The sequence below is a fragment of the Anaerovirgula multivorans genome, from assembly GCF_900188145.1.
GTDB classification, from domain to species: Bacteria; Bacillota; Clostridia; order Peptostreptococcales; family Natronincolaceae; genus Anaerovirgula; species Anaerovirgula multivorans.
Window position 1 is genome coordinate 15,838 of record NZ_FZOJ01000025.1, and the last position, 23,701, is coordinate 39,538.

24 protein-coding genes, 1 pseudogene and 1 riboswitch are annotated in these 23,701 nt (G+C 40.2%); of the genes and pseudogenes, 19 read left to right on the plus strand and 6 right to left on the minus strand.

Annotated elements, in window-relative coordinates; all coding sequences use genetic code 11:
* Window positions 1-60: 60 nt before the first annotated feature.
* The 12 genes and pseudogenes from CHB72_RS26750 to CHB72_RS18885 form a co-directional block, all read left to right on the plus strand.
* On the plus strand, window positions 61-237 hold the full coding sequence (locus CHB72_RS26750; protein ID WP_176431473.1) for a hypothetical protein: 177 nt from the start codon (window positions 61-63) through the stop codon (window positions 235-237).
* Window positions 230-544, plus strand: a complete 315-nt coding sequence (locus CHB72_RS18830; protein ID WP_089284428.1) for an rRNA biogenesis protein rrp5 — start codon at window positions 230-232, stop codon at window positions 542-544. Before CHB72_RS26750 ends, CHB72_RS18830 begins: the two co-directional genes overlap by 8 nt.
* On the plus strand, window positions 544-1,695 hold the full coding sequence (locus CHB72_RS18835) for a DUF2800 domain-containing protein (protein ID WP_089284429.1): 1,152 nt from the start codon (window positions 544-546) through the stop codon (window positions 1,693-1,695). Before CHB72_RS18830 ends, CHB72_RS18835 begins: the two co-directional genes overlap by 1 nt.
* A gap of 142 nt (window positions 1,696-1,837) precedes the next feature.
* Window positions 1,838-2,611: an REP-associated tyrosine transposase gene (locus CHB72_RS18840; protein ID WP_089284430.1), complete on the plus strand. Its 774-nt coding sequence runs from the start codon at window positions 1,838-1,840 to the stop codon at window positions 2,609-2,611.
* Between the two features lie 217 nt (window positions 2,612-2,828).
* Complete coding sequence (locus CHB72_RS18845; protein ID WP_089284431.1) at window positions 2,829-3,029, plus strand: hypothetical protein; 201 nt, start codon at window positions 2,829-2,831, stop codon at window positions 3,027-3,029.
* A gap of 32 nt (window positions 3,030-3,061) precedes the next feature.
* A complete protein-coding gene (locus CHB72_RS18850; protein WP_089284432.1) occupies window positions 3,062-3,766 on the plus strand; it encodes a JAB domain-containing protein in 705 nt (234 codons plus the stop codon).
* A 210-nt stretch (window positions 3,767-3,976) separates the two neighbouring features.
* Window positions 3,977-4,609: a TetR/AcrR family transcriptional regulator gene (locus CHB72_RS18855; RefSeq protein ID WP_089284433.1), complete on the plus strand. Its 633-nt coding sequence runs from the start codon at window positions 3,977-3,979 to the stop codon at window positions 4,607-4,609.
* Between the two features lies 1 nt (window position 4,610).
* Complete coding sequence (locus CHB72_RS18860; RefSeq protein WP_089284434.1) at window positions 4,611-5,309, plus strand: ABC transporter ATP-binding protein; 699 nt, start codon at window positions 4,611-4,613, stop codon at window positions 5,307-5,309.
* A complete protein-coding gene (locus CHB72_RS18865; protein WP_176431474.1) occupies window positions 5,309-7,552 on the plus strand; it encodes an ABC transporter permease in 2,244 nt (747 codons plus the stop codon). Before CHB72_RS18860 ends, CHB72_RS18865 begins: the two co-directional genes overlap by 1 nt.
* A gap of 136 nt (window positions 7,553-7,688) precedes the next feature.
* A riboswitch (cyclic di-GMP riboswitch) is annotated at window positions 7,689-7,776 on the plus strand.
* Between the two features lie 873 nt (window positions 7,777-8,649).
* Entirely contained in the window at window positions 8,650-9,072 is a 423-nt protein-coding gene (locus CHB72_RS18875) for an RNA polymerase sigma factor (RefSeq protein WP_089284437.1), read from the plus strand.
* Between the two features lie 548 nt (window positions 9,073-9,620).
* Window positions 9,621-9,767: an SHOCT domain-containing protein gene (locus tag CHB72_RS18880; protein WP_089284438.1), complete on the plus strand. Its 147-nt coding sequence runs from the start codon at window positions 9,621-9,623 to the stop codon at window positions 9,765-9,767.
* 74 nt (window positions 9,768-9,841) lie between these two features.
* Window positions 9,842-10,618: pseudogene (locus tag CHB72_RS18885) on the plus strand (recombinase family protein); the annotation flags it as partial.
* Window positions 10,619-11,491: 873 nt separating this feature from the next.
* Here CHB72_RS18885 and CHB72_RS18895 read toward each other — a convergent pair.
* From CHB72_RS18895 to CHB72_RS18920, 6 genes are all read right to left on the minus strand, one after another.
* Window positions 11,492-13,810 carry an FtsX-like permease family protein gene (locus CHB72_RS18895; RefSeq protein ID WP_089284440.1) on the minus strand — a complete coding sequence of 773 codons (2,319 nt, stop codon included), beginning with the start codon at window positions 13,808-13,810 and terminating at the stop codon, window positions 11,492-11,494.
* Window positions 13,807-14,490 (minus strand): ABC transporter ATP-binding protein, encoded by a 684-nt coding sequence (locus tag CHB72_RS18900; RefSeq protein ID WP_089284441.1) that lies wholly within the window; start codon window positions 14,488-14,490, stop codon window positions 13,807-13,809. Before CHB72_RS18900 ends, CHB72_RS18895 begins: the two co-directional genes overlap by 4 nt.
* Entirely contained in the window at window positions 14,487-15,092 is a 606-nt protein-coding gene (locus CHB72_RS18905) for a DUF308 domain-containing protein (RefSeq protein ID WP_207652604.1), read from the minus strand. The genes CHB72_RS18900 and CHB72_RS18905 overlap by 4 nt, the downstream gene beginning before the upstream one ends.
* Window positions 15,093-15,158: 66 nt before the next feature.
* Complete coding sequence (locus tag CHB72_RS18910) at window positions 15,159-16,196, minus strand: sensor histidine kinase (RefSeq protein ID WP_089284442.1); 1,038 nt, start codon at window positions 16,194-16,196, stop codon at window positions 15,159-15,161.
* A 9-nt stretch (window positions 16,197-16,205) separates the two neighbouring features.
* Entirely contained in the window at window positions 16,206-16,892 is a 687-nt protein-coding gene (locus CHB72_RS18915; protein ID WP_089284443.1) for a response regulator transcription factor, read from the minus strand.
* Window positions 16,885-17,064, minus strand: a complete 180-nt coding sequence (locus CHB72_RS18920) for a helix-turn-helix domain-containing protein (RefSeq protein WP_089284444.1) — start codon at window positions 17,062-17,064, stop codon at window positions 16,885-16,887. Before CHB72_RS18920 ends, CHB72_RS18915 begins: the two co-directional genes overlap by 8 nt.
* A 1,352-nt stretch (window positions 17,065-18,416) precedes the next feature.
* On the opposite strand from CHB72_RS18920, the gene CHB72_RS18925 reads away from it, so the two are divergent.
* The 7 genes from CHB72_RS18925 to CHB72_RS18955 all read left to right on the plus strand — a co-directional run bounded on the left by CHB72_RS18925 (window position 18,417) and on the right by CHB72_RS18955 (window position 23,416).
* Entirely contained in the window at window positions 18,417-18,602 is a 186-nt protein-coding gene (locus CHB72_RS18925) for a helix-turn-helix domain-containing protein (protein WP_176431477.1), read from the plus strand.
* 52 nt (window positions 18,603-18,654) lie between these two features.
* Window positions 18,655-19,350 carry a response regulator transcription factor gene (locus CHB72_RS18930; protein WP_089284445.1) on the plus strand — a complete coding sequence of 232 codons (696 nt, stop codon included), beginning with the start codon at window positions 18,655-18,657 and terminating at the stop codon, window positions 19,348-19,350.
* A 3-nt stretch (window positions 19,351-19,353) separates the two neighbouring features.
* A complete protein-coding gene (locus CHB72_RS18935; protein WP_089284446.1) occupies window positions 19,354-20,277 on the plus strand; it encodes a sensor histidine kinase in 924 nt (307 codons plus the stop codon).
* Window positions 20,278-20,391: 114 nt separating this feature from the next.
* Window positions 20,392-21,315 (plus strand): ABC transporter ATP-binding protein, encoded by a 924-nt coding sequence (locus CHB72_RS18940; protein WP_089284447.1) that lies wholly within the window; start codon window positions 20,392-20,394, stop codon window positions 21,313-21,315.
* A complete protein-coding gene (locus tag CHB72_RS18945) occupies window positions 21,308-22,090 on the plus strand; it encodes an ABC transporter permease (RefSeq protein ID WP_089284448.1) in 783 nt (260 codons plus the stop codon). The genes CHB72_RS18940 and CHB72_RS18945 overlap by 8 nt, the downstream gene beginning before the upstream one ends.
* Window positions 22,091-22,108: 18 nt before the next feature.
* Window positions 22,109-22,921, plus strand: a complete 813-nt coding sequence (locus CHB72_RS18950) for an ABC transporter permease (protein WP_089284480.1) — start codon at window positions 22,109-22,111, stop codon at window positions 22,919-22,921.
* A 30-nt stretch (window positions 22,922-22,951) separates the two neighbouring features.
* The gene (locus CHB72_RS18955) at window positions 22,952-23,416 is read left to right on the plus strand and encodes a hypothetical protein (RefSeq protein ID WP_089284449.1); all 465 of its coding nucleotides are present in this window, start codon (window positions 22,952-22,954) and stop codon (window positions 23,414-23,416) included.
* The last annotated feature ends 285 nt before the right edge of the window (window positions 23,417-23,701 follow it).

Here is a 23,701-nt window from a genome sequence, read left to right on the forward strand (position 1 = left end):
AACCTTCTCCCTCATTGGCTAATAAGTGAAGGGGTTAATGAAAGATGAGGAGGTGACTAGATGAAAATCAAAACAAAGGAAGGGGAGAAAGAAATTATGACAGTTGCAAATAAGGAAATGCAGGAGGAAATGGTAGGAGTCCTTAATGCCATCAGCATCGTATCCAAAAGATTAGCAAACCGACTGTTAGAGCTGGAAGAAGAAAAGGAAAAGAAGGGGGAAAGGGAGGATGAGTAAAATCAAACATGCCCTAGAGGTGGTTAGTGGCCTTAGAAGCCTAGCAGATAGCATTGAAGGATTGGTTGAAGTCTTAGAGGGGAATGCCACAGAAACAAAGGTAGAAAAAATAGAAGAGCAAGAAGTAAAAAAGGAAGCTGAAAAACTACCTACCCTAGAGGAAGTAAGGGCCAAGCTTGCAGTCCTTTCCCAAAATGGAAAGCAAGTTCAGGTAAAGGAATTAATTACTGAATTTGGAGCTAAGAAGCTAAGTGACATTCCTGCTGAAAGGTACCCTGAGCTTCTAGAGAAAGTAGAGGTGTTGTAATGGGAGAACATGCACTGCTCTCGGCTTCAGGGGCCCATAGATGGCTTAATTGCAGTCCCAGTGTAAGGCTCGAAGAAGAGGTGGGGGATAGCACCAGTGTTTATGCCATGGAGGGAACCTTCATGCATGAGTTATCAGAGCTACACCTTCACTACTTCTTAGAAAACATCACCAAAGCAGAATTTAATAAAAAGCTAAAGCAGATGAAGAAAAGAGAGTTCTATACAGAGGAAATTGAAAAAGCTGTAAACGCTTACGTAGACATAGTGATTGAAAACATTAATGAAGTGAGGTCAAAGTGCAAAGATCCGCTGATTCTTGTAGAGGAAAAGCTAGATTATAGTCCCTGGGTTAAAGAAGGCTTTGGAACGGGAGATGTCCTCATTATAGCTGATGGCATTATTGAAATTATTGATTTAAAGGGTGGTAAGGGAGTTAGTATATCTGCAATAGGAAATCCCCAAATGAGGTTATATGGCTTAGGTGCCATACATGGATTTGGTATGTTATATGACACTCAAAAGATTAGAATGACCATCATTCAGCCTAGGCTTGATAACATCTCAACTGACGAGATGGAAGTAGAAGAACTATTGGAGTGGGCAGAGGAAGTAGTTAAACCCAAAGCCGATGCTGCTTGGGCTGGAGAGGGAGAGTTTAATCCCGGAGAGCATTGCAGGTTCTGTAAAATTAAAGCCACTTGTAGGGCTCGAAGTCGTGAAAACTTAAAACTTGCTTGTATGGACTTTAAAGAGCCAGCCCTTCTTACAGATGAAGAGGTAGTGGAGGTGCTATTTCAAATAGGGGAGCTTCAAAAATGGGCTTCGGATGTTGAAAGTTATGCATTGGAAACAGCCATAAATGATGGAAAACAGTGGCCTGGAATGAAGCTTATTGAAGGTAGAGCAACCAGAAGATTCTCATCAGAAACAGAAGTGGCAGAAAAGCTACTGGAGGCAGGATATCCAGATAATAAAATCTACTCAAAATCCCTTCTGAGCCTTACGAAGCTTGAGAAGGAAATTGGTAAAAAAGATTTTGAAAAGATTATTGGGGATTTAATTGAAAGGCCCCCAGGGAAATTAAAGCTAGTACCTGAAGAAGATAAACGACCTGCAGCAAGAAACAGCGCCCAGAAAGATTTTAAATAAAAATTTTTAGGAGGAATGAAAAGATGGCAAAAGTAAAATCAAAGGGACGGTTCTGTTGATTATTAAAATCAAAGGGACGGTTCTGTTGATTATTAAATCATGTTGAAGTATAATAAAGAAAAAATATAAGGGAGCAATCAAAATGCCACGAAATGCAAGAGAGAAAAGCCAAAGCGGTATATATCATGTAATAATTAGAGGTGCAAATAGGCAAGAGATATTTCATGATGATGAGGACTGCTTAAGATTTCTTGAAACATTAGAAAAATATAAAGTGAAAAGTGAAATTAAGATATATGGTTGGTGTTTGATGAATAATCATATTCATTTGATTGTTAAAGAGGGCAAAGAGGAACTTTCAACAACTATGAAAAGGATAGGTGTAAGTTTTGTAGGGTATTATCACCTGAAGTATGATACTACAGGACATTTATTTCAAGACAGGTATAAAAGCGAGAACGTGGAAAGTGAAGGATACCTAATAACGGTAGTTCGATATATACATCAAAATCCTGTGAAAGCTGGTCTTGTAAATATGCCACAGGATTGGAAATGGAGTAGCTGTACAGAATACTATGGTAAAAAACCTTATAAACAAGGGCTATTAGATAGTGAACTAATACTAAGATTATTTTCAGAAGATAAGAATATTGCAATGAAAAGATTTAAAGAATTTAATGAAGAAAAGAATAAAGATAATTGTTTAGATGAAGTTATTATTAAAAGGTTAAAAGATGAAGAAGCAAGATTAGAAATTAATAAGATGATACCAGGAGTTAGTGTAGCACAAATTAAGAGTTTACCAAAAGAGCAAAGAGATAAAATAATTAAAACAGCTAAATCCTTAGAAGGAATATCTCAAAGGCAATTGGCGAGAATCCTAGGAGTTTCACAAACATTAATATCAAAAGTTTGATAATCAAAAGAACCGTCCCTAAGATTATGCCTAAGATTATGAAAAAAGGTTGTGTTCGTTTCGCTATCTCTATGAGAAATTAAGGTGAAAATCATACCGTCACAGATTATGCAACAATATAACCTTCATATCCCATACGTATATGATTGCCGAGTACAGCTTTAACTCAGAGTAAAATAGATTAATGACCAAAATATGATGAAAGGTGGAAAGACGGATGAATTTAGAAAAATTAAGGGATACGGAATATATAAAGTGCGTAGGTTTACTGGCTGAGTTGGTTGACCTGGATGCGGATGCAAGAGAAAAAATCCATAAGTGCTTTCAAAGTATGGGGATAAAAAGCTTTTTTCTGCATCTTGAGTCATTGGATTTGCCGCCTGAAACTTCCGAGAAGCTGAAAAGCATCCATAATTGAAATGGTTGCTGCAAAAAGGGGGCGGGCATAGCATGAAGCAGGATATATTGCATACCGAGAATTTTTTAAAAGGGTTGACAACCTTAACAGGACTGCCCTATAAAAAAGTTCAGCGGTATGTAAAAGAAAATAACCCCTTTAACATCCTGGAGCATCCCCATATCATGGAACCAAATGAAAAGCAGCTTGAAAAGATAGGCTTGCTCAATGAGTTTATTTCCTCCTACAACATTTTGAAAATCTATGAGAGCAATGAAAAGGTAGTGCTTAATTCATCAACCTTATCAGGTCAGTATTTCTTAGCCCTTTTGGGAGGAATGAAGGATAAAGAAAGGTTTATGGTGGCTTTTTTAGACAGCGGCAATAGCATAATTGAAACAAAGACCATGTCAGAAGGAAGTATTGGACAAACAGCAGTATATCCAAGAGAAATATTGAAATATGCCCTTGCCTGTGATTGCAATGCAATGATTTTAGCCCATAACCATCCCGGAGGCTCCAAAAGTTTTTCTCCGGAAGATAAGGCGTTGACACAGAGGATCGTTGATATTTTTCATCCCTTAGAAATTAAAGTTTTAGACCACATAGTTGTAAGCGGTGCAAGCTATTCTTCCATGGCGGAAAAAGGGATACTTCCGCATCAATGCAGAGGAACGGCAAATTATGAAGAGATTGTATTAGGCCCAATACCTGTGGAAGAAAAGTGGAATGGGGTTAATCATACACATTCACGTTAAATATTCTATTAAATAACGAATTTGTCAACGTGATGTTATTGTAAGGCTTTCGAGGCCCATCCCCCATTCTGAAATTAGGATAAGAGTCAGTATAAATTTTTATGTGTTGCTTTTTTTTTAAAAAAACACCTTGACCAAACTGGTCATTTTGATATATAATAATCATGACCAATGTGGTCATTAAACTATTTGTACTGACAAAGGAATGAGGTGGTTATCATATACCCGAAATTTTTTAGTTTAGAGCAGGAGAAACAGGAACGCATTATTAATGCAGCGCTTAAAGAGTTTGCACAAAATGGTTATGAAAGGGCTTCTACAAACGAGATTATTAAGGAGGCGGAAATATCCAAAGGATCATTATTCAGCTATTTTAACAGCAAAAAAGAACTTTATTTATTCTTGCTTGATTATGTGGTTAAGGTAATCGATAAAATCTACGATGAAGTGGATTGGAAAGAAACAGATATATTTAAAAGAATAAAAGCAATAGGATTAGCAAAATTCAAGATATATAAAAGGTCTCCACAGGCATTTAATTTCCTAAAAGCTGTAGCCCGTGAGGATGCTGTTGAAGTGAAATCTGAAGTAAATAAACTGGAGAAAAACATAACTGAAAGCGGTTTGGAAAGAGGCTATCAAAATATAGACCTGACAAAGTTCCGTGAGGATATTGATATTCAGAAAACGATCAATATTATTAACTGGACGATATTGAGTTTTGCCGAGCAGCAAAGAGACAAAGTAAATTCGATGGAAGATATCGGCATGGAAATTTTCAAAGAGTGGGATGAGTATTTTGACATAATGAAACGTTGTTTTTATAAAAAGGAGGAAGAATAATATGTTTATTGATATTTCAAACTTGAAGAAAAGCTATACAACAGGTGTGGTGATCACTGAAGTTTTGAAGGGAATCGAAATGAAGCTGGAAAAAGGGGAAATAGGCGTCATCCTTGGACCATCAGGTTCAGGGAAATCCACACTGATGAATATTCTTGGCGGCATTGACCGTGGTGACAGTGGTAGCGTTATCGTTGACGGAGTAGAAGTAAACAAATTAAGCGACAACAAGCTGACGGATTATAGACGTGGAGACATCGGTTTCGTCTTTCAGTTTTATAATCTCGTTCCCAACCTGACAGTTGGAGAAAACATTGAAGTCGTTTTAAATATTAGTAAATCACCGCTAAACATTGATGAAGTTTTAGCTGCAGTGGAAATGCAGGATAAAAAACACCGCTTTCCTAGAGAATTAAGCGGTGGTGAGCAACAACGGGTCTCCATTGCCAGAGCCATTGTTAAGAATCCAAAGCTACTGCTTTGTGATGAGCCAACCGGCGCACTTGATTTTCTTACATCTCGAAGCATTTTGCAGCTCTTGGAGCAAGTGAACAAAAAATACGGTACAACCATTTTGATGATCACCCACAATGCTGCGATTTCTGCTATGGCCAACAGAGTATTTAAGCTGCGAAGCGGAGAAATCGTAGAAGAAGTGGTTAATCAGGTGATTGTTCCAGCAGAAAGGATTGAATGGTAATGGTGATTAATAAAAGAATCAAGCGTGTTTTGCTGGAAAACAAAGCACAGTACATCGGATGCATTGTGCTGATTATTTTAAGCAGCTTCGTGTTTACAATGATGAGCCAATTTGCCGATAATTTTGAGCGGTTGGCAAATGAATTTCAAGTCGGGTATATACAGGAAGATGCCACATTCACAACTGACAAAAGCATCGACAACTTGCAGGAGCTTGAGTCCACAGCAAACGCCATGATAGAAGAAGGGAAAACCTTTGATTATACGCTTTCAGAAGGAAAAACGCTACGCATCTTTAGTGAAAATGACAGGGTCAACATTCCAGCAATCATTGACGGTAAAGAATTAAGCGGTAGCGGCGAGATACTCATCAGCCCTGTTTTCGCTAAGACACACAACTACAGAATCGGAGATGAACTGAATATATTGGATAAAACCTTTACAATTTCCGGGTTTACAGCACTGCCTAACTATATTTATCCTCTGCAATCAGAAGAAATGATGATGCCGGTGCCGGGCTTTGGCATAGCAGTCATTAGCAAGGAGGATTTCGCCGCCTTAAATCAAGGAAGCAATTTCTATGCGGTGAAGTTTAACGATATTGATCGAAACCTTCGTAGACAGTCAGCTGAGTTTAGAGAGCTATTGAAGAGCCGCAATATTGATATTCTAAAATGGACAAATATAGAAGATAATAAGCGTGTCAATGTTGTCGATGCACAGGTTGATATTTTAAACCTTGTAAGTAATGGTGTACCGACTGGGATTTTATTGTTGGCCATTATTTTAATCGGCAACGTTATTGGGCGAATGATTAATCGAGAGTCAGCCATCATTGGTGCATTGTATGCCTTAGGTTATAGAAGGAAGGAACTATATCGTCATTATCTGACATTTCCTCTCATGATAGCCATTATAGGAGGTATCATCGGAACCATTCTAGGAATATTTCCGGTACGTTTCATGGTTTCCTTTATGTTTGACGCTTACATTATACCTTTGACTGGAATCCAATACAATCCCATCAATATAATCATAGGTCTGATCTTACCTATCCTCTTCCTAGTATGCGGCAGCTATTTTGTCATACGAAAAGAACTGAAGCATTCACCGGTGGACCTGATGAAGGGCAAGAAGGATAAGAACAAGGTCAATTTCTTGGAGAGTGGGCTCAAGCTTGAAAAACTCAAATTTCCTACACGGTTCAAAATCAAGGGACAGCTGCGAAGTCTATCACGTCTGGCCTTCCTACTCTTTGGTGTTGCCGGAGCCACAATGCTATTGCTTTGGGGTTTTACCCTCAAAAGTGGTTTTGATGATATGCTTACAGGAGGCAGCGTGTATAATTTCGAGTACGAGTATAAGTTCGACAAACTGCGCTATGAACCGCTGCCGGCTGATTCAGAACCCTTCCAAGCATTGTTATTTCTACCAGAGAACGATGATAAAAGAGATTTTTACGTCACTGGCATCTTGCCAGACTCTGCTCTGATTACACTTGTAGATGAATCCGGTACTAAGTTGAGTACCAATCAGGTCATTGTAACGAAGCCGATTGCCAATCTGCTAAAGTTAAAGGAGGGAGATACTGTAGATATCGTTAGCAAGCTGGATGGTCGGATATTTTCAGTAGAGATTGACGCAATAGCCGATACCTACGAGGGTAGATTTATCTTCATGCCCATAGCGGATTTTAATGAGAAATTCGAAATGCCAGAAGGAAGCTATGTAGGGGTCTTTAGCAATGTTTTGTTGGATATTCCCGAAAACCAATCCTACAGCGTAGTGTCTTTAAAGGATAAGTTAGCTGCAATTGAAGAGGTCCTGGGGCCTACCCAGTCAATGATGAGTGTTCTAGCGGTGATAGCCTTTATCATTGGCATGATTGTCATCTATCTTGTAACTTCGATGATCGTTGAGGAGAACAAAGGCACCATTTCCCTCATGAAAATTTGTGGTTATCGGAAGAAGGAAATCAATTCATTAATTCTGAATAGTTCAACCATCGTTGTTGTGATTGGATATATTATTGGCGTACCTTTAACCCTTTCAGCATTGGGGGTATTGGTTCAATCACTGGAAAACAGCGTTGGTATGTCATTGCCGCCTCTGAAAATCGATTTGCCATATATTCTAATTGGGTTTATCGCTGTCATGTTGGCATATGAGTTGTCGAAACTGCTGTGCAAGAAAAAAGTCAATGCAGTTTCTATGAGTGAAGCTTTAAAAGCAGGAGCGGAATAGAAAAAGTTTTTGTAATCGCCTTCTTAAGGTCGCAGTGAAAAAGGTTGCGCCTTAAAGGTGGTTTATACCTTACTAGAAACATAGTTTTCAACCCCAATAACTGTGTATTATGTCGCTGTAAATTATAACTGAATTATAGCGTTAAGGGCAAACCTGTCTAAAGACAGGGACGCAAAGCCATAGGGTCTAAAGTGCTCGATGAACTATGACAGCCGGTTGCCGCATTGACTATGTGTTCAAGGCCTGCCCTTTTTGCGGCAGGCTTTTATTTTTATATGGGATAGCATATGGCTGATGTGATATTGGAGGCGAATAACATGCATAATAGTGATAATAAGGACAAGCTGGGTAAAATTATAAAAGCAGCTAGCAGAAAAAATAAATATCACATCTCGCTATCTCATGTCTATTGAGAATGAAAACAAGAAGCCAAGCTATCATGTTCTTTTTAATCTTATAAGTGAACTGGGCATATCCGCAGATATGATCTTTTTTCCTGAAAAACTGCATGCAGATAAAAAAACTGAGCTGCTTATTCAATTATTATATATGTGCGATGAGAAGGAGCTCAAAGTTGTGACGGCTACAATAAAAGCCTTGCTAGATAATAAGAAATATTAAGCATTTATTTCACAAAGGCTATTAGACAAGGAAATAACTGCTAATTTATTGAAGGCTGATATGTGCCGCTATGTAAAAACGTGAGTTTGGTGAGGCCTTTTCATATCTGAGCAATCAATACCTCACCAAGTTTACTAGTTTGGAGGGTATTAATTATGCTTATAAAGTATGTTATAAAAAATCAACAGCCGCTATTTTTGATTAGCGGCCTAGCGTGATAAATCAGACATCATTTTATGTATCTTAATTAGTAATAAACTGTCAAAAAAAGCCTGTTTCGGTCAAGGGGCCAATGCGGCTATCAAGTAGAACCGTCAGAACCTAAAAACTGGATATATAAAAGCGGAAGTGTTATAAAAGCTTATTTGGATTGTATCCAAGTGAGCTTTTATTGTCGTATAAAGCGGAACTTCGTCGGATGCCGTTCTCCCCCTCTGTTTTGGTTTTTCACAAAAAAATCAAAACGGAGGTTAATAATGATAAGGATCAATTTACGGGATCATTACCCGTTTTATAAATCCGACTTTTTTATTGAAGTAGCAGACGAAATCGCGCTATCACTGAAACGATTTGACCTGGATGAAAACGCTTATCAACTGCGTACATACAGACACAAAGCGTATTACTCACTTGACCGCAACGATGGTATTGAGCATGAGATTATGTTTCTTTCACTATCTCCAGAAGAGATTTACGAAAGAAAGGTCACAAATCAAGAGCTTTATGCCGCCATCAACAGTTTACCGGATAAGCAGGCCAAACGGATTTACGCTCATTACTTTTTGGGCATGAGCAAAGCGGCCATTGCAAAGGCAGAAGATGTCAGGGAAAGCGCAATCAGAGAATCCGTTGAGCGTGGACTAAGAAATATTGAGAAGTTTCTAAAAAAATTTCTCTAACACCCTGCGGTTTTGCCTCAAAAATGAATTGGCTATTAGAGGGACAACTTCTACCCCCTCTGCTGAACTTTGACAATTGAATAGGTGTATTTCGGTACGTTCCCCGTATGTCCTGAAAGGGAAAGCCAGATTGCAGGTACGCCAAGACCACCTGTCCGGCATTTGTCGGATTACAACCGATATATCCATGCCATCACGGATTGGATAAAAGTAAGGTGCGAGCGATCAATACCCGTGCAGTAAATAAATGTTAGTTACATTTAAGGCGGCGACACATGCGGAGGGATAATGATACTTCCGTCCAGCCATAGCCCCGCACAAGCGGGATCACGCAATGGGGGCGGCTTGCAGAGACCCTGGGAGAGGTGAAATTCCTATGAGGGCGGCCAGCTACCGTCTGCCGGAAAAACCATGAAGAATAAAACCAAAACAGAAATGCAGTTTAGGGGTGCGCCTGTTCGTGCGAGTATATATGCGTACCTAATTATGGGCGCACTCCTGATTCTGTAAATCAAAAAAATGTTGGTGATTGCTAAAGGAGGATCATTATGAAGGAAAATTTGATTCGATATAGTATGCAAATTGCTATGTTGGGGCAGCTATTAGCTCTAGCATTAATTACAGAAAAGGAATTCTCTCTGATAAAAAATAGACTGATGCAGGATTATGGTGTTATTTCAGACCTGACATCTTAATTTGCACATTTGTCATATGGCTGATAGCTTATTATACTGATTCCGTAATAATAAAAAGCTGAAAGGAGGACTTTATGATGCATGAAGTTGAAGTAATCAAGGCAAACAGAAAAATATCTGACCGTACATCAGGAAAGATAACAGATATTTTGCGTGTTGCTCCTTATGCAAGAGTTAGTACGGATTCAGAGGAACAGTTAAACAGCTATAAATCACAGGTTGCATATTATACGGATTTAGTGGAAAAACGCAAGGATTGGGAATTGGCAGACATTTATGCAGATGAAGCTATAACGGGCACACAGGTAACGAAGCGCGAAAATTTCCAACGGATGATTAACGATTGTATAGACGGAAAAATTGATATGATCATTACAAAGTCCATATCAAGGTTTGCAAGAAATACGTTGGACACTTTGAAATATGTTCGTATGTTAAAGGAAAGAAATATCGCTGTGTTGTTTGAAGATGAGAATATTAATACAATGACAATGGACGGAGAATTGCTGCTTGTAATATTAAGCTCAGTAGCACAGCAGGAAGTTGAGAACATTTCCGCCAATGTAAAAAAAGGCTTGAAAATGAAAATGAAGCGCGGTGAACTGGTCGGCTTCCAAAGCTGTTTGGGATACGATTATGATCCCACAGACAAGAGTATCTCTATTAATGAGGCAGAAGCCATTGTTGTGCAATACATATATGATAGGTACATTGATGGTGCAGGTGCTTATGTAATCGCAAAAGAATTGACCAAACTTGGCTATAAAACCAAGTATGGAAATACAGAATGGCATGATACGGCAGTCTTGGGCATTATTAAAAATGAAAAATACAAAGGTGACTTCACGATGCAAGAGTAACAAAGGTTATTGTAAATAATAGCACCGATATAATTATTGATGGATTACTATTTGAATTTGAAAATGGATTTTTTAAAGTAGATGAGAAAGAGGTTTATCAAACAGGGAAATCTTATCTTGAGATATCGGGAATTGATTATGATTTTAGTCATGTATACTACTGTGAAGGTAATAATAGAGAAGAAGTTGATTTTAATAGATTTGCAAAAGATGTTGAAGGAAATTCATTTGAAATTATAGATGAGACATATGGATATAACCAGACGAAGTTTAGTGGCAGTTTAGTTCTTGGTGATAAATGGATTGATGTGGAAATCGAAATTTATCACTTTAATAAGTCTTTATATAGGTGGAAAAATAGTTGATATAAAAAAACTGACCCAAAAGGCTTTGCAAGAAGTGACAAAAAACCGAACAGTTATTATGATAGCACACCGCTTAAAGACTGTAAAAAATGCAGACCAAATTATTGTCATGGACTCAGGGCGTGTTATGGGCACGCAGAACGCATGAAGCATTATTGAAAGAATGTGCAATATACAAGAAATTATGGAATCTTCAAAAGGTTTCTGAAAATGCCAACTATGTGAATTGAGAGAGAAACGATTTGGAATAGAGGATTAAACTGTATGATATTTCCATTGACATAAAAAAGACTGCTCCTAAAGCCGCCATTGCTATGTGCTGGAAAGGGCGGTCGTATCACACCTCCAAAATTTCATAGAAGAATAGAACACGGCGGCTTTGAATGTTATTTCAAAACCGCCGTTAGGCATTGTTGCTCTTTAAAAGGCATAGCTATACCACCGCCAAAACAACGGTTTTTTTTATTACCGTGTCCGGCTTTCTAAATACAATTTGCTGCTATTCTGCATTCACAACATTCACAATACTCATTTTTTCAATTTTCTTAGTTGGCGAAATCACTGCGATAAAGGTTGTTAGGATTGCAGCCAAAATTACAACAATCAGAACCACAAGCGGTGGCTGCCAAGGCTCTCCCCAATTCGATGTAATCAACATTCCAAAAAAGAAGCGGTGTAGAAGCAGCCCTAAAATGCCACCCGTAAGGCTGCCGGATATGGCGTAAGCAGCGGCCTCGGCTGTTACCATTTTTTTAAGCTGTTTACCTGACATGCCTACCGCACGCATCATTCCATAATTGCTTATTCTGCTTGAAACACTTGCATTTACAGTGTTGATAATATTAATCAGAGCAACAAATGCAATGACCATCAAAAATCCGTAGACAAATACCGCCATTGCGAAATAACCTGTGCGTACCTCGTTGTTTTGCTGCTGTAAATCCAGAAGTTTCATTTCCGGCGTAATCAGGTTTCTAACTTGCTCGGAAATGTCCTGCTTAACCTGTATATCAATAACCTTGTAGCTATCTACTCCGGTTAAAGCCGTGAAAGTGTTTTCAGAGCAAATGATAATCCATTCCCCATTAGGCGAATCAATCGGTACATCAGAAAGAATACCCGCAACCTGTACTTCATGCGGTTTTTCGCCGATGTTCAGTGTAATCATATCTCCAATCTGCCAGTTAAATTCCTGTGAATATCCGTAATCAACCAATACGCCGCTGCCATTTTGCACGTTGTCAATGCTGCCGGAAATAAGTGAATCTTTCGTCCATGCAAATTGAGGTTCATCATAGGAAACCAGTGTAGCCATATTGGTATCCCGCTTGTCGCTTGCAGGAATGTCCGTGTAAAACATACGGCCATATATATTCTCTATATGTGGAAGTGCCTTTATTTCTTGTTTGAGCGAACGGTCGATCACAACGGTATCCTGTGTTCCCTCAATGGATAAATCCGGCGCATAAGGCTTCAAGGGATTTAACGCATGGTTCATAAAGGTAATTAAGATTGTAAAACACAAGAACAGGACTATGCTGATTGCAAAAGAACCCGCAATCAATACCATGCTCTTTTTATTGGAGAAAGCGTGGCGAACAACCATTGCCGTATCCACATGGAACAGCTTTGTATTGGACGCTTTATTCACCGCCTGATTATTCGTTTGATTGATATTTCCCGTTATGGCGGCCTGTGGGGATACCTTTGCGGCGCGCTTCGCGGGGGAATTAGAAGCTATCATTACTACCAAGACCCCTAATATCGTTCCGGCTGCAATCCCAAGCCAGCTTATTTGAAATGTCGGCATTGCAGGAAGATACTGGGAGTTGAGTTTGTTTAAGACGAGCATTGCCGCCCATAATACCACGCACCCGGACAACAGTCCAACGGGGATTGCTTTCGCGCAATATCGCAAGCCCTCCAACCGGATATACCGCTTCACTTGCTTTTTCGTAGCACCAAGACAACGCAAAAGTCCAAAAAATTGTGTTCTCTCCAATATACTCATGTTGAAGCTGCTTGCAATCATAAAAGTACCGGCCATAGCGACAAGAATAAACAGTATTCCGGCCGTAAGATATATTTCCTGCATGGTCGTATCGTTTGATTGCCCCATCAACCCAAGAAGCATGACGTTTGTGGAAACCTGTTCGTCACCCAGGCTATATTTTGACTTAATATCTGCAATCGCTCCATTGATATTCACGCTATCGCCGAATTGAACATAATAATATTCTTTGTATAAATCGGCGGGGAGCGCGCGCATACCCTCTGTTGATAACTGCAAGCCGTGAGCGTCCGACCCTTTCAGGGTGGAATAGTCCCCAAAAGTCCCGGTAATCGTATACTTCCGCACTTGCCCGTCAGAAAAGGCAACCTCTATCGTATCTCCAATGGAAAGACCGAATTGTTCAAGCCCCTGCCTGTCAAGCAAGGCCTCCTGCGCTGTAACGGGATAATTGCCCTCGGTGAGGACCATGTTCATTTGCTCGGCAAATTCTTTGCTGCTGCTCTGCACAACCAATTCTTTCCCCTGATAGGTTGTTTCATCGGCCATGCCCAGCCAGCTTGATACGTTCACATCATCACGGCTACTTATTTCTCCCGCTGTGCTGTCTGATATACCCGTAAATATAGCGTGCCAGTTGCCATATCGGCGGATAGTTTCCTCTTTTTGGGATTTCAGGCTCATATCAGCCATGCCGAAAATCGCGGTTATTAGCATGACAGACAAGCAGATACAAACCACAGTTAGCCTATTTTTCTTTTTGTGTGCTTTCGCATATTCTGAAACAAGACCAAGATAACTATTCATTCAGCATATCCCCCCAAATCGGTTAATACGCCGTCTGATACTTGCAGTACCCGGTCAGCTGTGGAAGCAATACTACGATTATGTGTAATCATGATGATTGTCTGTTGGTAGCGTTTGGACGCTGTTTTCAGAAGCGAAATTACCTCGTTACTGTTTTGGCTGTCCAAGTTGCCGGTGGGCTCGTCCGCAAGTATCAACATGGGTCGGGTAATCAGAGCGCGGCCAATCGCCACACGCTGTTGCTGCCCGCCAGATAACTGTCGGGGTAGGTGTCCGCGTCTGTCCTGCAGGGAAAGAACTGTAAGTATTTCCTCTACATATGCCTTATCCGGCTTTTTATAATCGAGCAATACGGGAAAAGTAATATTCTGTTCAACATTGAGTTCAGGAATAAGGTTATAAGCCTGAAAAATAAAGCCTATATTACGGCGGCGAAAAATAGTCAGTTTTTCGTCGTTCATGCGGAATATATCCTTGCCGTCTATCAGAACATTCCCGGACGTAGGCGTATCCAACGCGCCTATCATATTCAAAAGTGTACTTTTCCCGGAACCCGACTCACCAACAATGGCGACAAACTCACCTTTGGGAACGGAAAAACTGACATTCTTTAATGCGTTGACTGCGGCTTCCCCTGTACCATAAGTTTTGTTAATAGCATTTACTTCTAATAAATTCATTGTATATCCTCCTCATTTAAGCGGTTGCCTACATTCTTTCGGTAGACGAGATATGCTACCAATTCATATAAGCAGGCGAGCAGCAAAGCGGCACCGGAAACCTTTGTAAGTCCGGGAATACCGCCAATGCCAAATCCAAATGTAAAGACGAGAACAGCCGCACCACCCAAAAAGGTAATTCCAGAAAGAGCAACCAGAAGCCCCCTTTGCATGAATGTATTTGCGCACAGGGCGATTACAAAATAAAGGATACCCTCCAACAGCAGTAATCCACCAAGATAGACAGGGGTTACTTGAATCAGCAAATGTCTAAAGATAATGGAATGGATTACTACCACAATGAGCAAAACAGCAATCACAAGGCTAAAATAACGGAGAAGCGAACCCGCTTTCTTTTCGTGAATGTGATTCGCGGCACTCTCCCGGACGAAATCCACAATACGCCAAATACCGTCCACAAGCATATATCCGACAATCGCATAGAACATTCCGTCAAGCAAAAAGTCCGGCAGAGCGAACAGGATAATCCCCATGCTTCCCCAAAACGCTGCCCGAAGCATTGCGAACTTTGCAAATTTGTCAAATAATAATGATTTTTTCAAAATGAATCCCACCTTTCTATATAAGGTAGGGTAATACTCTTATCTTACTCTCACATGAATTTCTGCTTACATTTTAGTAAGGTTAAGAAAACTTAAAACAAATATGCTCCCTTTACCCAAAGCACTGTCCACTGTGATATTACCGTCATGTGCTTCTACGATTGCCTTTGCCAGCGGCAGTCCAAGGCCGATACCTTGCGTATCTTTTGATAAGCGGCTGCGGTAAAATCGCTTAAAAATATGGTGTATATCTTCCGGGTGTATGCCGCTGCCATTGTCCTTTATGGTTATCTGTGTGACAGCCGGGAGCTTTTTCCACTCAACTGTAATCTGGCTTCCTGTATTCGTATGGTCGAGTGCATTTTTTACAATGTTACTAATGGCTTCTGTTATCCAATCTCTGTCACAAAAAAGCTGGGTATCATTTGGCCCTGACAAGGTGATGGTTTTCTTTTCCTCATTGGCACGAAATTCAAAAAGCTGATAAATATCATTTATTATATTCGCTATGTTTTCAGGTGCCTTTTTTATAATAATAGCCCCTGCGTCTAACTTTGTAATTTTCAAGAGGTTTTGAACGAGCATTTCAATCCGTTCAATCTCTTTCTCTGACTTAACTGCAAATTCTTTTATAGCGGCAATATCTTCTGGTTTGTCCTGTAAAAGTCCGTTATAGATAGTGAGGGCAGCAAGGGGTGTTTTTAGTTGATGAGAAATATCGGAAATAGTACCTTTCAAAAACTCTTTTACTTTCTGCTCTTTTAGCGCATGGGCATTAAGTGCCGTAGCCAGTGTGTTTACTGCATGGAAAAGCTTGTACAAGCTGCCTTCCTTGTCGCAATCAATTCGGATATCTGTATTTCCTGAAAGGTATAAATTGATTTGAGATACCGCTTCTTCCATAATCTGATTTTGCTTACGAAAATAGAGAAAGCAAACTCCTAAAATGCACAATGCAGCGAACAAAGACAGCAATAGTATGACTAGGTTCAATGTGCCGTAAAACAGCCATACAAATAACTGAAATAAAAGGATAAAACCGCCCAATATACACGATATTGCAGCAAAGAAATTTTTAATATCCTTATTGGTAAAAATCTTCACCTGCCCACCTCAATTCAATATATTCCATTTATACCCCATGCCTCTGACAGTCAGTAGCATTTGCGGGTCACCCGGATTGTTTTCAATCTTCATTCTTAGCCTGCGAATATATACTGCCAATGTATTATCGTCAACATAGCTGCCCTCACCGTCCCATAGCTTATCCAGAATTTTTTCTTTGGATAGTATGATGTTGGGATTTTGCATGAGCAGACAAAGTAATCGGTACTCGGCTGTTGTCAAATCCAAAAGCTGCCCATCTTTATAGACTTGTCCTTGCAGCAATAAAACTTTTATCCCATTGGATATTATTTCCGTATCCGCCGTTCCAAAGTTCTTTGCTCTCCGAAGCAAAGCGTTAATTCTCGATATGAGAACCCCTAATTTAAACGGCTTAGTAATATAATCGTCGCCGCCAATATCAAGCCCTGTAACGATATTCATTTCTTCATCTGACGCAGTTAAAAAGATAATCGGCACTTTGGATACCTGACGTACTTTTTGACATACCTCAAAACCGGAACCGTCCGGCAAGGACACGTCCAGTATCAATAAATCGTATTTACCGTCTGTCCAAATGGTATTGGCTTCTCTTACAGTTCGGGCAATATCTAATTCAAAACCCTGCCTTTTTAGTAAACAGGAAAGCCCATCAATCAGGCTTAAATCATCTTCAAGAAGTAACAGCCTATTCATTATTTTCCTCCTTTGTTCGTCCATCTTTAGGTTTTTCTATATTGGCTGGAATAAGCCATAGATTTCCCTTTTTTATCGCTCCTGGTATTCGTCCTGCCGAGCAGTAGTAATTTACCATACGAGCAGTAATTCCCCATTTTTCCCCGGCCTCTTTCACTGTTAAATATTCCATGTAAGCACCGCCTTTTTACAGATATGCTTATATTATATTTCGAGATGTCGAATAATTCAAGTGTGTCATTTTTAAGAGCATTTACGGCATAGCCATCAGCAGCCAGCTTGCGAATAAATGCGCTTTGATTTTGGCTGTTCACTTCTGCCATGCGCTCTCGTATGGCAGCTAATTCTTCATGAGTTACCATGATATGAAGCCGCAAATTCCGTTCTCCTTTTGACATAATATTTTACCCTCCAATCAGTAGATTCGTTTATCTCGTTCTACTTATTAGGACAGAAAAAGCAAAAAACAAGTGTATCGCTCATAGTAAACGATACGCTTGTTTTAGACATTTTACTTGGCAGCAGCCCATAAACAATATAGTTTTCTTATACTGTCTTATGCAGGACTGCCATTGTAGGCTCTGTTTTTCAAAATCCCCAAAGTCAGTTTTTTAATGATTTAATAGAGAAGCGAAGACTTGATAATTATTTCAAAATAAAGCGTGAAGCAAAATACGATGGACTGAGTTCAATTGTAAGGCAACTATTTTATCTGACAGCGGAGAACAAAAAGAGATTCACCGTTTTTTATAATTAAAGAATTGTTGGTGGGATGCCTTGACGGAATAGTCGGCAAAATTATAAAACCGGATGCTTACGCTGTATCCGATGAGGATGTGGAAGAATTTGACCTGAAATTTTATCCTAACGTTAAAGTATATTAAAATAATATAATCAACTGAATATGCTGATAAAAAGTTGTTTGCTTTAAAATGGAGTAGGCAACTTTTTTATATAAAAATTAATAATGCATATGCCACCACAAGGAGTTAGCTTATATAGCCAGCTCTTTTTGTACCCTTCAATTTGAAAGTAGGATTAAAACTTGATGCAATGATAATCGCCATCACCAACCCAAAAGGAGGTGTTGGTAACCACCTGTATCAACTTGGGCATGGGACTGGAAGTTGAGGACAAATAAGTTCTGCTTTTTGGAATTTTAGTTGAATAAGGCTGTGCTATCGGTTCAAGTAAGTCAAACTTTTAATGAAATTTGCATCGTTATGTGGTGTTACTTTCTCATTATTCCTATCTTCAGTTATGGCAAAATGCTTCATGTATCCGTTTGAAAGCATTAACCTATCTGAATTTCAGGAAGGCATACCGTTCATGTTTCACTAGCTTAAGGCCAGATAGATCTTGTGTTTTTAATTACCGTTTTGATGCGTTGGTGCTGGTTGTTTCTACTGACGAGAGAATTATTGCAGCCAAGGGAGTAGTGTATCCTGTTGGATACATGAGGTTCTTGATTTTATTCGCTTTTGCGCATATAATATGATGAAGAAATATTGTGGAGGAATGCAAATGATTGATTATATATCTGTACAGCAGGCGGCAGATAAATGGAGAATTTCCAAGCGTAGGATACAGAAGCTCTGTGAAGAAAACAGAATTGACGGAGCGGTTCGCTTCGGTCATGCATGGGCGATACCTAAGGATGCCCCAAAGCCTCCTGACGGCAGACTGAGAGAAAACAAAGTAAAAAAATAAACTGCTATTTACTTCGTTACGAAAAGATTATTATATTGTAGGAGGGTTAATTTTGGATTATAAAATTTTAATAATTGACGATGATAAAGAGCTATGTTCTTTGATAAAGCAAAGTGTGGGGACTGAAAGTATTGATTCGGATTATTGTTATTCGGGCATAGACGGGTTGTACATGCTTGCCAAAAATGACTACCATCTTATCCTTTTGGACGTGATGATGCCAGGGATAGATGGTTTTCAGACGATGGATAAAATACGTAAGCAAAGCAGTGTCCCCATTCTTATGCTGACTTCCAAAAATGACAGCATGTCAAAAGTGCATGGGCTTCGTTCTGGTGCTGATGACTATTTAACAAAACCTTTTGACATGGAAGAACTGATTGCACGGATAATTTCATTGATACGTAGATACACACGCTTTAGTTCAGCGGACAGTGATTCACATCCTCTTACTTACAAGGGTCTTACAATAGACTTTGACAGCCGAAGTGTTACTACGAAAAACGGAACATTTGAATTACCGCCAAAAGAATTTAATCTACTGCTGTTCTGTGCGAAAAATCAAGGAAGAATTTTAACAAAACAACAAATTTACGAGGAAGTTTGGGGCGAGCCTTACGTTTATGACGATAGTAATATTATGGCAATCATCAGCAGAATTCGAAAAAAAATCGAACCTGATTCCGGCATTCGGTTTTATATCCAAACGGTAAAAGGGATTGGTTATCGTTTCAACAAGGAGGTGTAGGCTGTGATACTCGATGTGACTTTAGGCATAATATTATGCTTTGCTCTCCTTTTCGGTATCTCCTGTATGGCAAAGTTGATTGGGGTCAAGCGGCAGCTTCAGGATATGACAGATGCTCTGAACGATATTGAAGCAGGAAACGGAAATCGCAGAATCCTTGCCACTGGCAATGAGTTGACCGTAGACATTTCCTATAAAATAAATGAAATCGTCTATCATTATGAAGAACAGTTCTCTAAGCTCAGAGTAGCGGATGAAACCAACCGCCAGTTCATGACCAGCCTCTCCCATGATGTACGGACACCGCTTACCACCCTGATAGGTTATCTGGACGCAGTACACAGAGGCGTTGTTACCGGGCAAGAACGCGAGGATTATCTGGAAATCGCAAGGCGCAGGGCCTATGACCTGAAGGGCTATATCGACGTCTTGTTCGACTGGTTCAAGCTCAATTCAAGTGAATTTTCCCTATACATCCAGCGGGTGGAGCTTGCGGAGCTTACGCGGGATATTTTGAAAGATTGGATACCCATCTTTGAAGAAAATCATCTGGTCTACGAAATCGAAATCCCAGAAAGGCCGCTGTACACAAAAGTTGATCTGGATGGATACGCCCGTATTGTCAATAATCTATTACAAAACGTCATTGCTCACAGTCAGGCAACGCAGATTAAAATTGAAATGACACAAAAAGAAAAGGAATTTGAGATTAGTATTACGGACAACGGAATTGGAATTGAGAAAGCTGATTTGCTGCACATCTTTGAGCGACTGTATAAATGTGACAAAGGGCGATCTGGTAAGGGAAGCGGATTGGGGCTGTCCATCGTTCGACAGATGGTGGAAAAAATGAATGGTAGAATCACTGCACGAAGTGAGCCAGACAAATATACGATTTTTACTATTTTCTTTTCTTCGGCTAATTGAGAAAATCCCTGCCGGTGGACAGGGATTTGATTTATATAAATTGCAAGGTTAATGCAAGGTTAATGCAAGATTGACCTGATAGACTGATTTCAGTAAGAAAAGGAGGTTCATAATTTGAGTGATATTATAATTGAAACAAAAAATCTTACCAAACAATATGGAGAACAGAAAAGTGTTGCAAACCTAAATATTCATGTAAAAAAAGGGCGTATCTACGGCCTGCTAGGGAGAAATGGAGCTGGAAAAACCACGACGATGAAAATGCTGCTAAATCTGACGCAGCCCACTTCTGGTGAGGTTGTAATTTTTGGTAAGAATATTCAGGGAAACGAAAAGAAAATCCTGCCCCGTATTGGCAGCTTAATTGAAGCGCCGGGTTTTTATCCCAACCTGACCGGTACTGAAAACCTGAGTATATTCGCTCGGCTTCGGGGTGTATCCAAGCGAGATGCCATCTCAAGCGCCTTGGAGGTCGTTGGTCTGCCATACGGCGATAAGAAGCTGTTTTCACAATACTCTCTCGGTATGAAGCAACGTCTGGCCATTGCCCTCGCCATCATGCATGATCCGGAACTACTGATTCTGGACGAGCCGATCAACGGGCTTGACCCCATCGGCATTGCAGAGGTCCGTTCCTTCATCCGGGAACTGTGCGACGCGAGAGGAAAAACCATTCTGATCTCCAGCCACATCCTTTCGGAAATCGCCTTGTTGGTAGACGACATCGGTATTATCGACCACGGGGTCCTTCTGGAAGAGAAAAGCCTTGCCGAGCTAGAGGAAAAGAACAGCAAGTATGTCCACTTCATCGTCTCCGACATGGCACAAGCGGCTAGAATCATAGAGCAAAATTTTGGGACGAAAAACTATACAGTAGAAGACGACCACAGCCTTCGCCTGTACGATGTGAGTTTGCCGGTGACTGCCCTCAACCGTGCTTTTATTGAAAACGGATTGGAGGTTGCTGAGGCTCACACTTGCGAGGATACGCTGGAGGATTACTTCAAGCGAGTAACCGGGGGTGAGGGTATTGCTTAATCTGATTATCTGCGAATTTAAGAAATTGAAGCGAAAGAAAATCTTTTCCTTTGCTCTGCTGGCTGCTTTTATTTTTCCTGCATTAGGTTCGGCTTTGATTGCGGGGCAACCTAATGCAGCTTTTGACGATATGATGAGTTTCGCTCGTGAGGAAAGCAACTTTTTACTACTGATGCCGCTGCTCATTATACTAGCGGCTAACCTATTTTTCACTGAGCAAGACAATGATACGCTCAAGAATCTGCTTTGCATCCCCGTATCGAAAAAACGGCTGGTTCTTGTAAAGCTGCTGGTGCTGCTAATCTTTTCCATTGTATTCCAGATTGTTGGATTCGCAATAAGTACTGCAATGACTGTTTTGTATCATATTCCACTGACAGATATCACTCTGCAACTTATCTTAATGGCTGCGATGGCGGTGCTCCTGTGGGCGGCTGCGCTTCCCTGTATTGTGTTGGTTCTTTGGTTTAACAAAAGCTACATTCTTTCTGTAATCATCGTGTTTTTTTACACGCTCCTAAATTATGCTATGCATTTTAGTGAGGCGATTCTGGTGCAGCCTTTGGGGTTCAACGTCGGGACGCTCATGCCGATTCCCATGATTTTCCGATGGCTATACCAATTCAACACTCCAACCGGTGAGATACAAACGGCGTTTTACAATCGTTTCAGCCCATATTTTGCATCCACCTCGGTATGCTTTTGCGTATTGCTTATCGAAGCTTCAGTTTGCACATTGTTGATGATCCGCATCTATCAGAGCAAAGAAATATGAAGGGAGGGGAAATCTGTGATGTTAAGTATTATAAAAACCGAATTTGAAAAATTAAAGCGACTTCATATTTTACTGATCGGCCTGATTGGGATGGCTTTTCCTGCAATCCTGTCCGTATTTACGCAAGCAGTTGTCACGGAGGAAGGAAAAGTACAGAATTTTGATTTTGCCGCCCTGTTCAACAGTTCCATCTGGAACAGCGTTACGATTTTCATGCCCGTGATTTTTACGCTGATTGGCGGCTATCTGATTAACAGAGAATACACAGATAATACCTTGAAAAGCATCCTGCCGGTGCCGGTGACATTTCGGCGTCTTTTGTTCGGAAAACTTCTGGCAATTGGGCTTTTAAGTGTAGTGTTCGGATTTTACTGCTATATAATAACTGTGCTCGTTGGATATTTGTCCGGCGTACCGGACTTGAGCGTTGCTGTTCTTGTCAAAAGTCTTTGGCAGATGGTAGGTATTGCCGCCTGCACATATATTGCGGTTCTACCAATTATTGCTTTTACAAGCAAACGTCCAGGAGCCTTTATGGGTGGAGTTATTGTATCCTTTATTACTGGATATTCCGGCATGTTCATTAAGAATGTTGTAGGGCGTAGCCTGTACCCGATCTTGGCGGGTTTTACCGTAATTGGGTTTGATACAAAAACATTCATGAACACGAATGAACCTGCCAATTTGATGCTTTCTTCCTTGTCATTGGTGGTAATGCTTCTGCTTACGATTATGATTGTGATGCTGACAAACCTGCCGCAGGCGACTTCCAAGAATCAAAAGCATAAAAAGTCAAATATTTTCCTTCGGCCAGGGCAAAGAAGCCGATGATTTTTATACAAGGAAAGGTTGGTAATTTCAATGAAAAGGCTGCTCTTTATGTCCGCAGTGGTTGTCCTCTTGGCTATGGGAATTCTTGCGGGCTGTTCAAAAGATGAAATTCTTGACACGTACAATCAAGCCATCCAAGCGGCTGGTGACGCTCAATTGACCGGCAACTGGTCTTTGGAGGGAAAAAGAAAATATGGCGTGGATCACTATACAGGCACTTATACTGCAGATTATGAGGGATTTTCAGGAACAGAGTACCTCTTTGGAGGGACTTCCATTGACCGTGAAGCGGGAAATAAAATTGAGGTCATCTGTAATTTGAGTATTACGGATGGTACGGCTAAACTGGTTCTGCAATCCGGATCAGATGCCCCCCAAACCCTAATCGAAAGCACAGGCTACTATTCTGAAACGATTGAGCTGCCGCCCGCTGGTAATTACATTCTTGTAGAAGGGGGGGAGTTTACCGGCTCCATTGAATTGGAAATCAAATAATAAAATAAGATTTGTGGTAACAAGTCAAGAAAAGGTTTGATATAACTTCGACGAATTCCCCAAAAGGCAATACTTAACAAACCTAGACTAAGTAGGTATTTGGGAGGATATGTGCATCGAGCATTTCGTCGATTCTACACACTACTTTCCAATGTATAGAGTTGGTGGTTGCGTAGTAATGCTCATGAAAAGTAAAAAGAATAAACTCATCAAGATCAAGACTATCTTCATGAAGAGAAAGAAAGTGATTTCAAAAGAAAATTCAAAAAACAACCCTGTATTTAA

Excerpts from the sequence above, each read along its gene's own strand:
- CHB72_RS26750 (WP_176431473.1), top strand. The coding sequence starts at position 61 with ATGAAAATCAAAACAAAGGAAGGGGAGAAAGAAATTATGACAGTTGCA.
- CHB72_RS18830 (WP_089284428.1), top strand. The coding sequence starts at position 230 with ATGAGTAAAATCAAACATGCCCTAGAGGTGGTTAGTGGCCTTAGAAGC.
- CHB72_RS18835 (WP_089284429.1), top strand. The coding sequence starts at position 544 with ATGGGAGAACATGCACTGCTCTCGGCTTCAGGGGCCCATAGATGGCTT.
- CHB72_RS18840 (WP_089284430.1), top strand. The coding sequence starts at position 1,838 with ATGCCACGAAATGCAAGAGAGAAAAGCCAAAGCGGTATATATCATGTA.
- CHB72_RS18845 (WP_089284431.1), top strand. The coding sequence starts at position 2,829 with ATGAATTTAGAAAAATTAAGGGATACGGAATATATAAAGTGCGTAGGT.
- CHB72_RS18850 (WP_089284432.1), top strand. The coding sequence starts at position 3,062 with ATGAAGCAGGATATATTGCATACCGAGAATTTTTTAAAAGGGTTGACA.
- CHB72_RS18860 (WP_089284434.1), top strand. The coding sequence starts at position 4,611 with ATGTTTATTGATATTTCAAACTTGAAGAAAAGCTATACAACAGGTGTG.
- CHB72_RS18865 (WP_176431474.1), top strand. The coding sequence starts at position 5,309 with ATGGTGATTAATAAAAGAATCAAGCGTGTTTTGCTGGAAAACAAAGCA.
- CHB72_RS18875 (WP_089284437.1), top strand. The coding sequence starts at position 8,650 with ATGATAAGGATCAATTTACGGGATCATTACCCGTTTTATAAATCCGAC.
- CHB72_RS18880 (WP_089284438.1), top strand. The coding sequence starts at position 9,621 with ATGAAGGAAAATTTGATTCGATATAGTATGCAAATTGCTATGTTGGGG.
- CHB72_RS18895 (WP_089284440.1), bottom strand. The coding sequence starts at position 13,810 with ATGAATAGTTATCTTGGTCTTGTTTCAGAATATGCGAAAGCACACAAA.
- CHB72_RS18900 (WP_089284441.1), bottom strand. The coding sequence starts at position 14,490 with ATGAATTTATTAGAAGTAAATGCTATTAACAAAACTTATGGTACAGGG.
- CHB72_RS18915 (WP_089284443.1), bottom strand. The coding sequence starts at position 16,892 with ATGAATAGGCTGTTACTTCTTGAAGATGATTTAAGCCTGATTGATGGG.
- CHB72_RS18920 (WP_089284444.1), bottom strand. The coding sequence starts at position 17,064 with ATGGAATATTTAACAGTGAAAGAGGCCGGGGAAAAATGGGGAATTACT.
- CHB72_RS18925 (WP_176431477.1), top strand. The coding sequence starts at position 18,417 with ATGATTGATTATATATCTGTACAGCAGGCGGCAGATAAATGGAGAATT.
- CHB72_RS18950 (WP_089284480.1), top strand. The coding sequence starts at position 22,109 with ATGTTAAGTATTATAAAAACCGAATTTGAAAAATTAAAGCGACTTCAT.
- CHB72_RS18955 (WP_089284449.1), top strand. The coding sequence starts at position 22,952 with ATGAAAAGGCTGCTCTTTATGTCCGCAGTGGTTGTCCTCTTGGCTATG.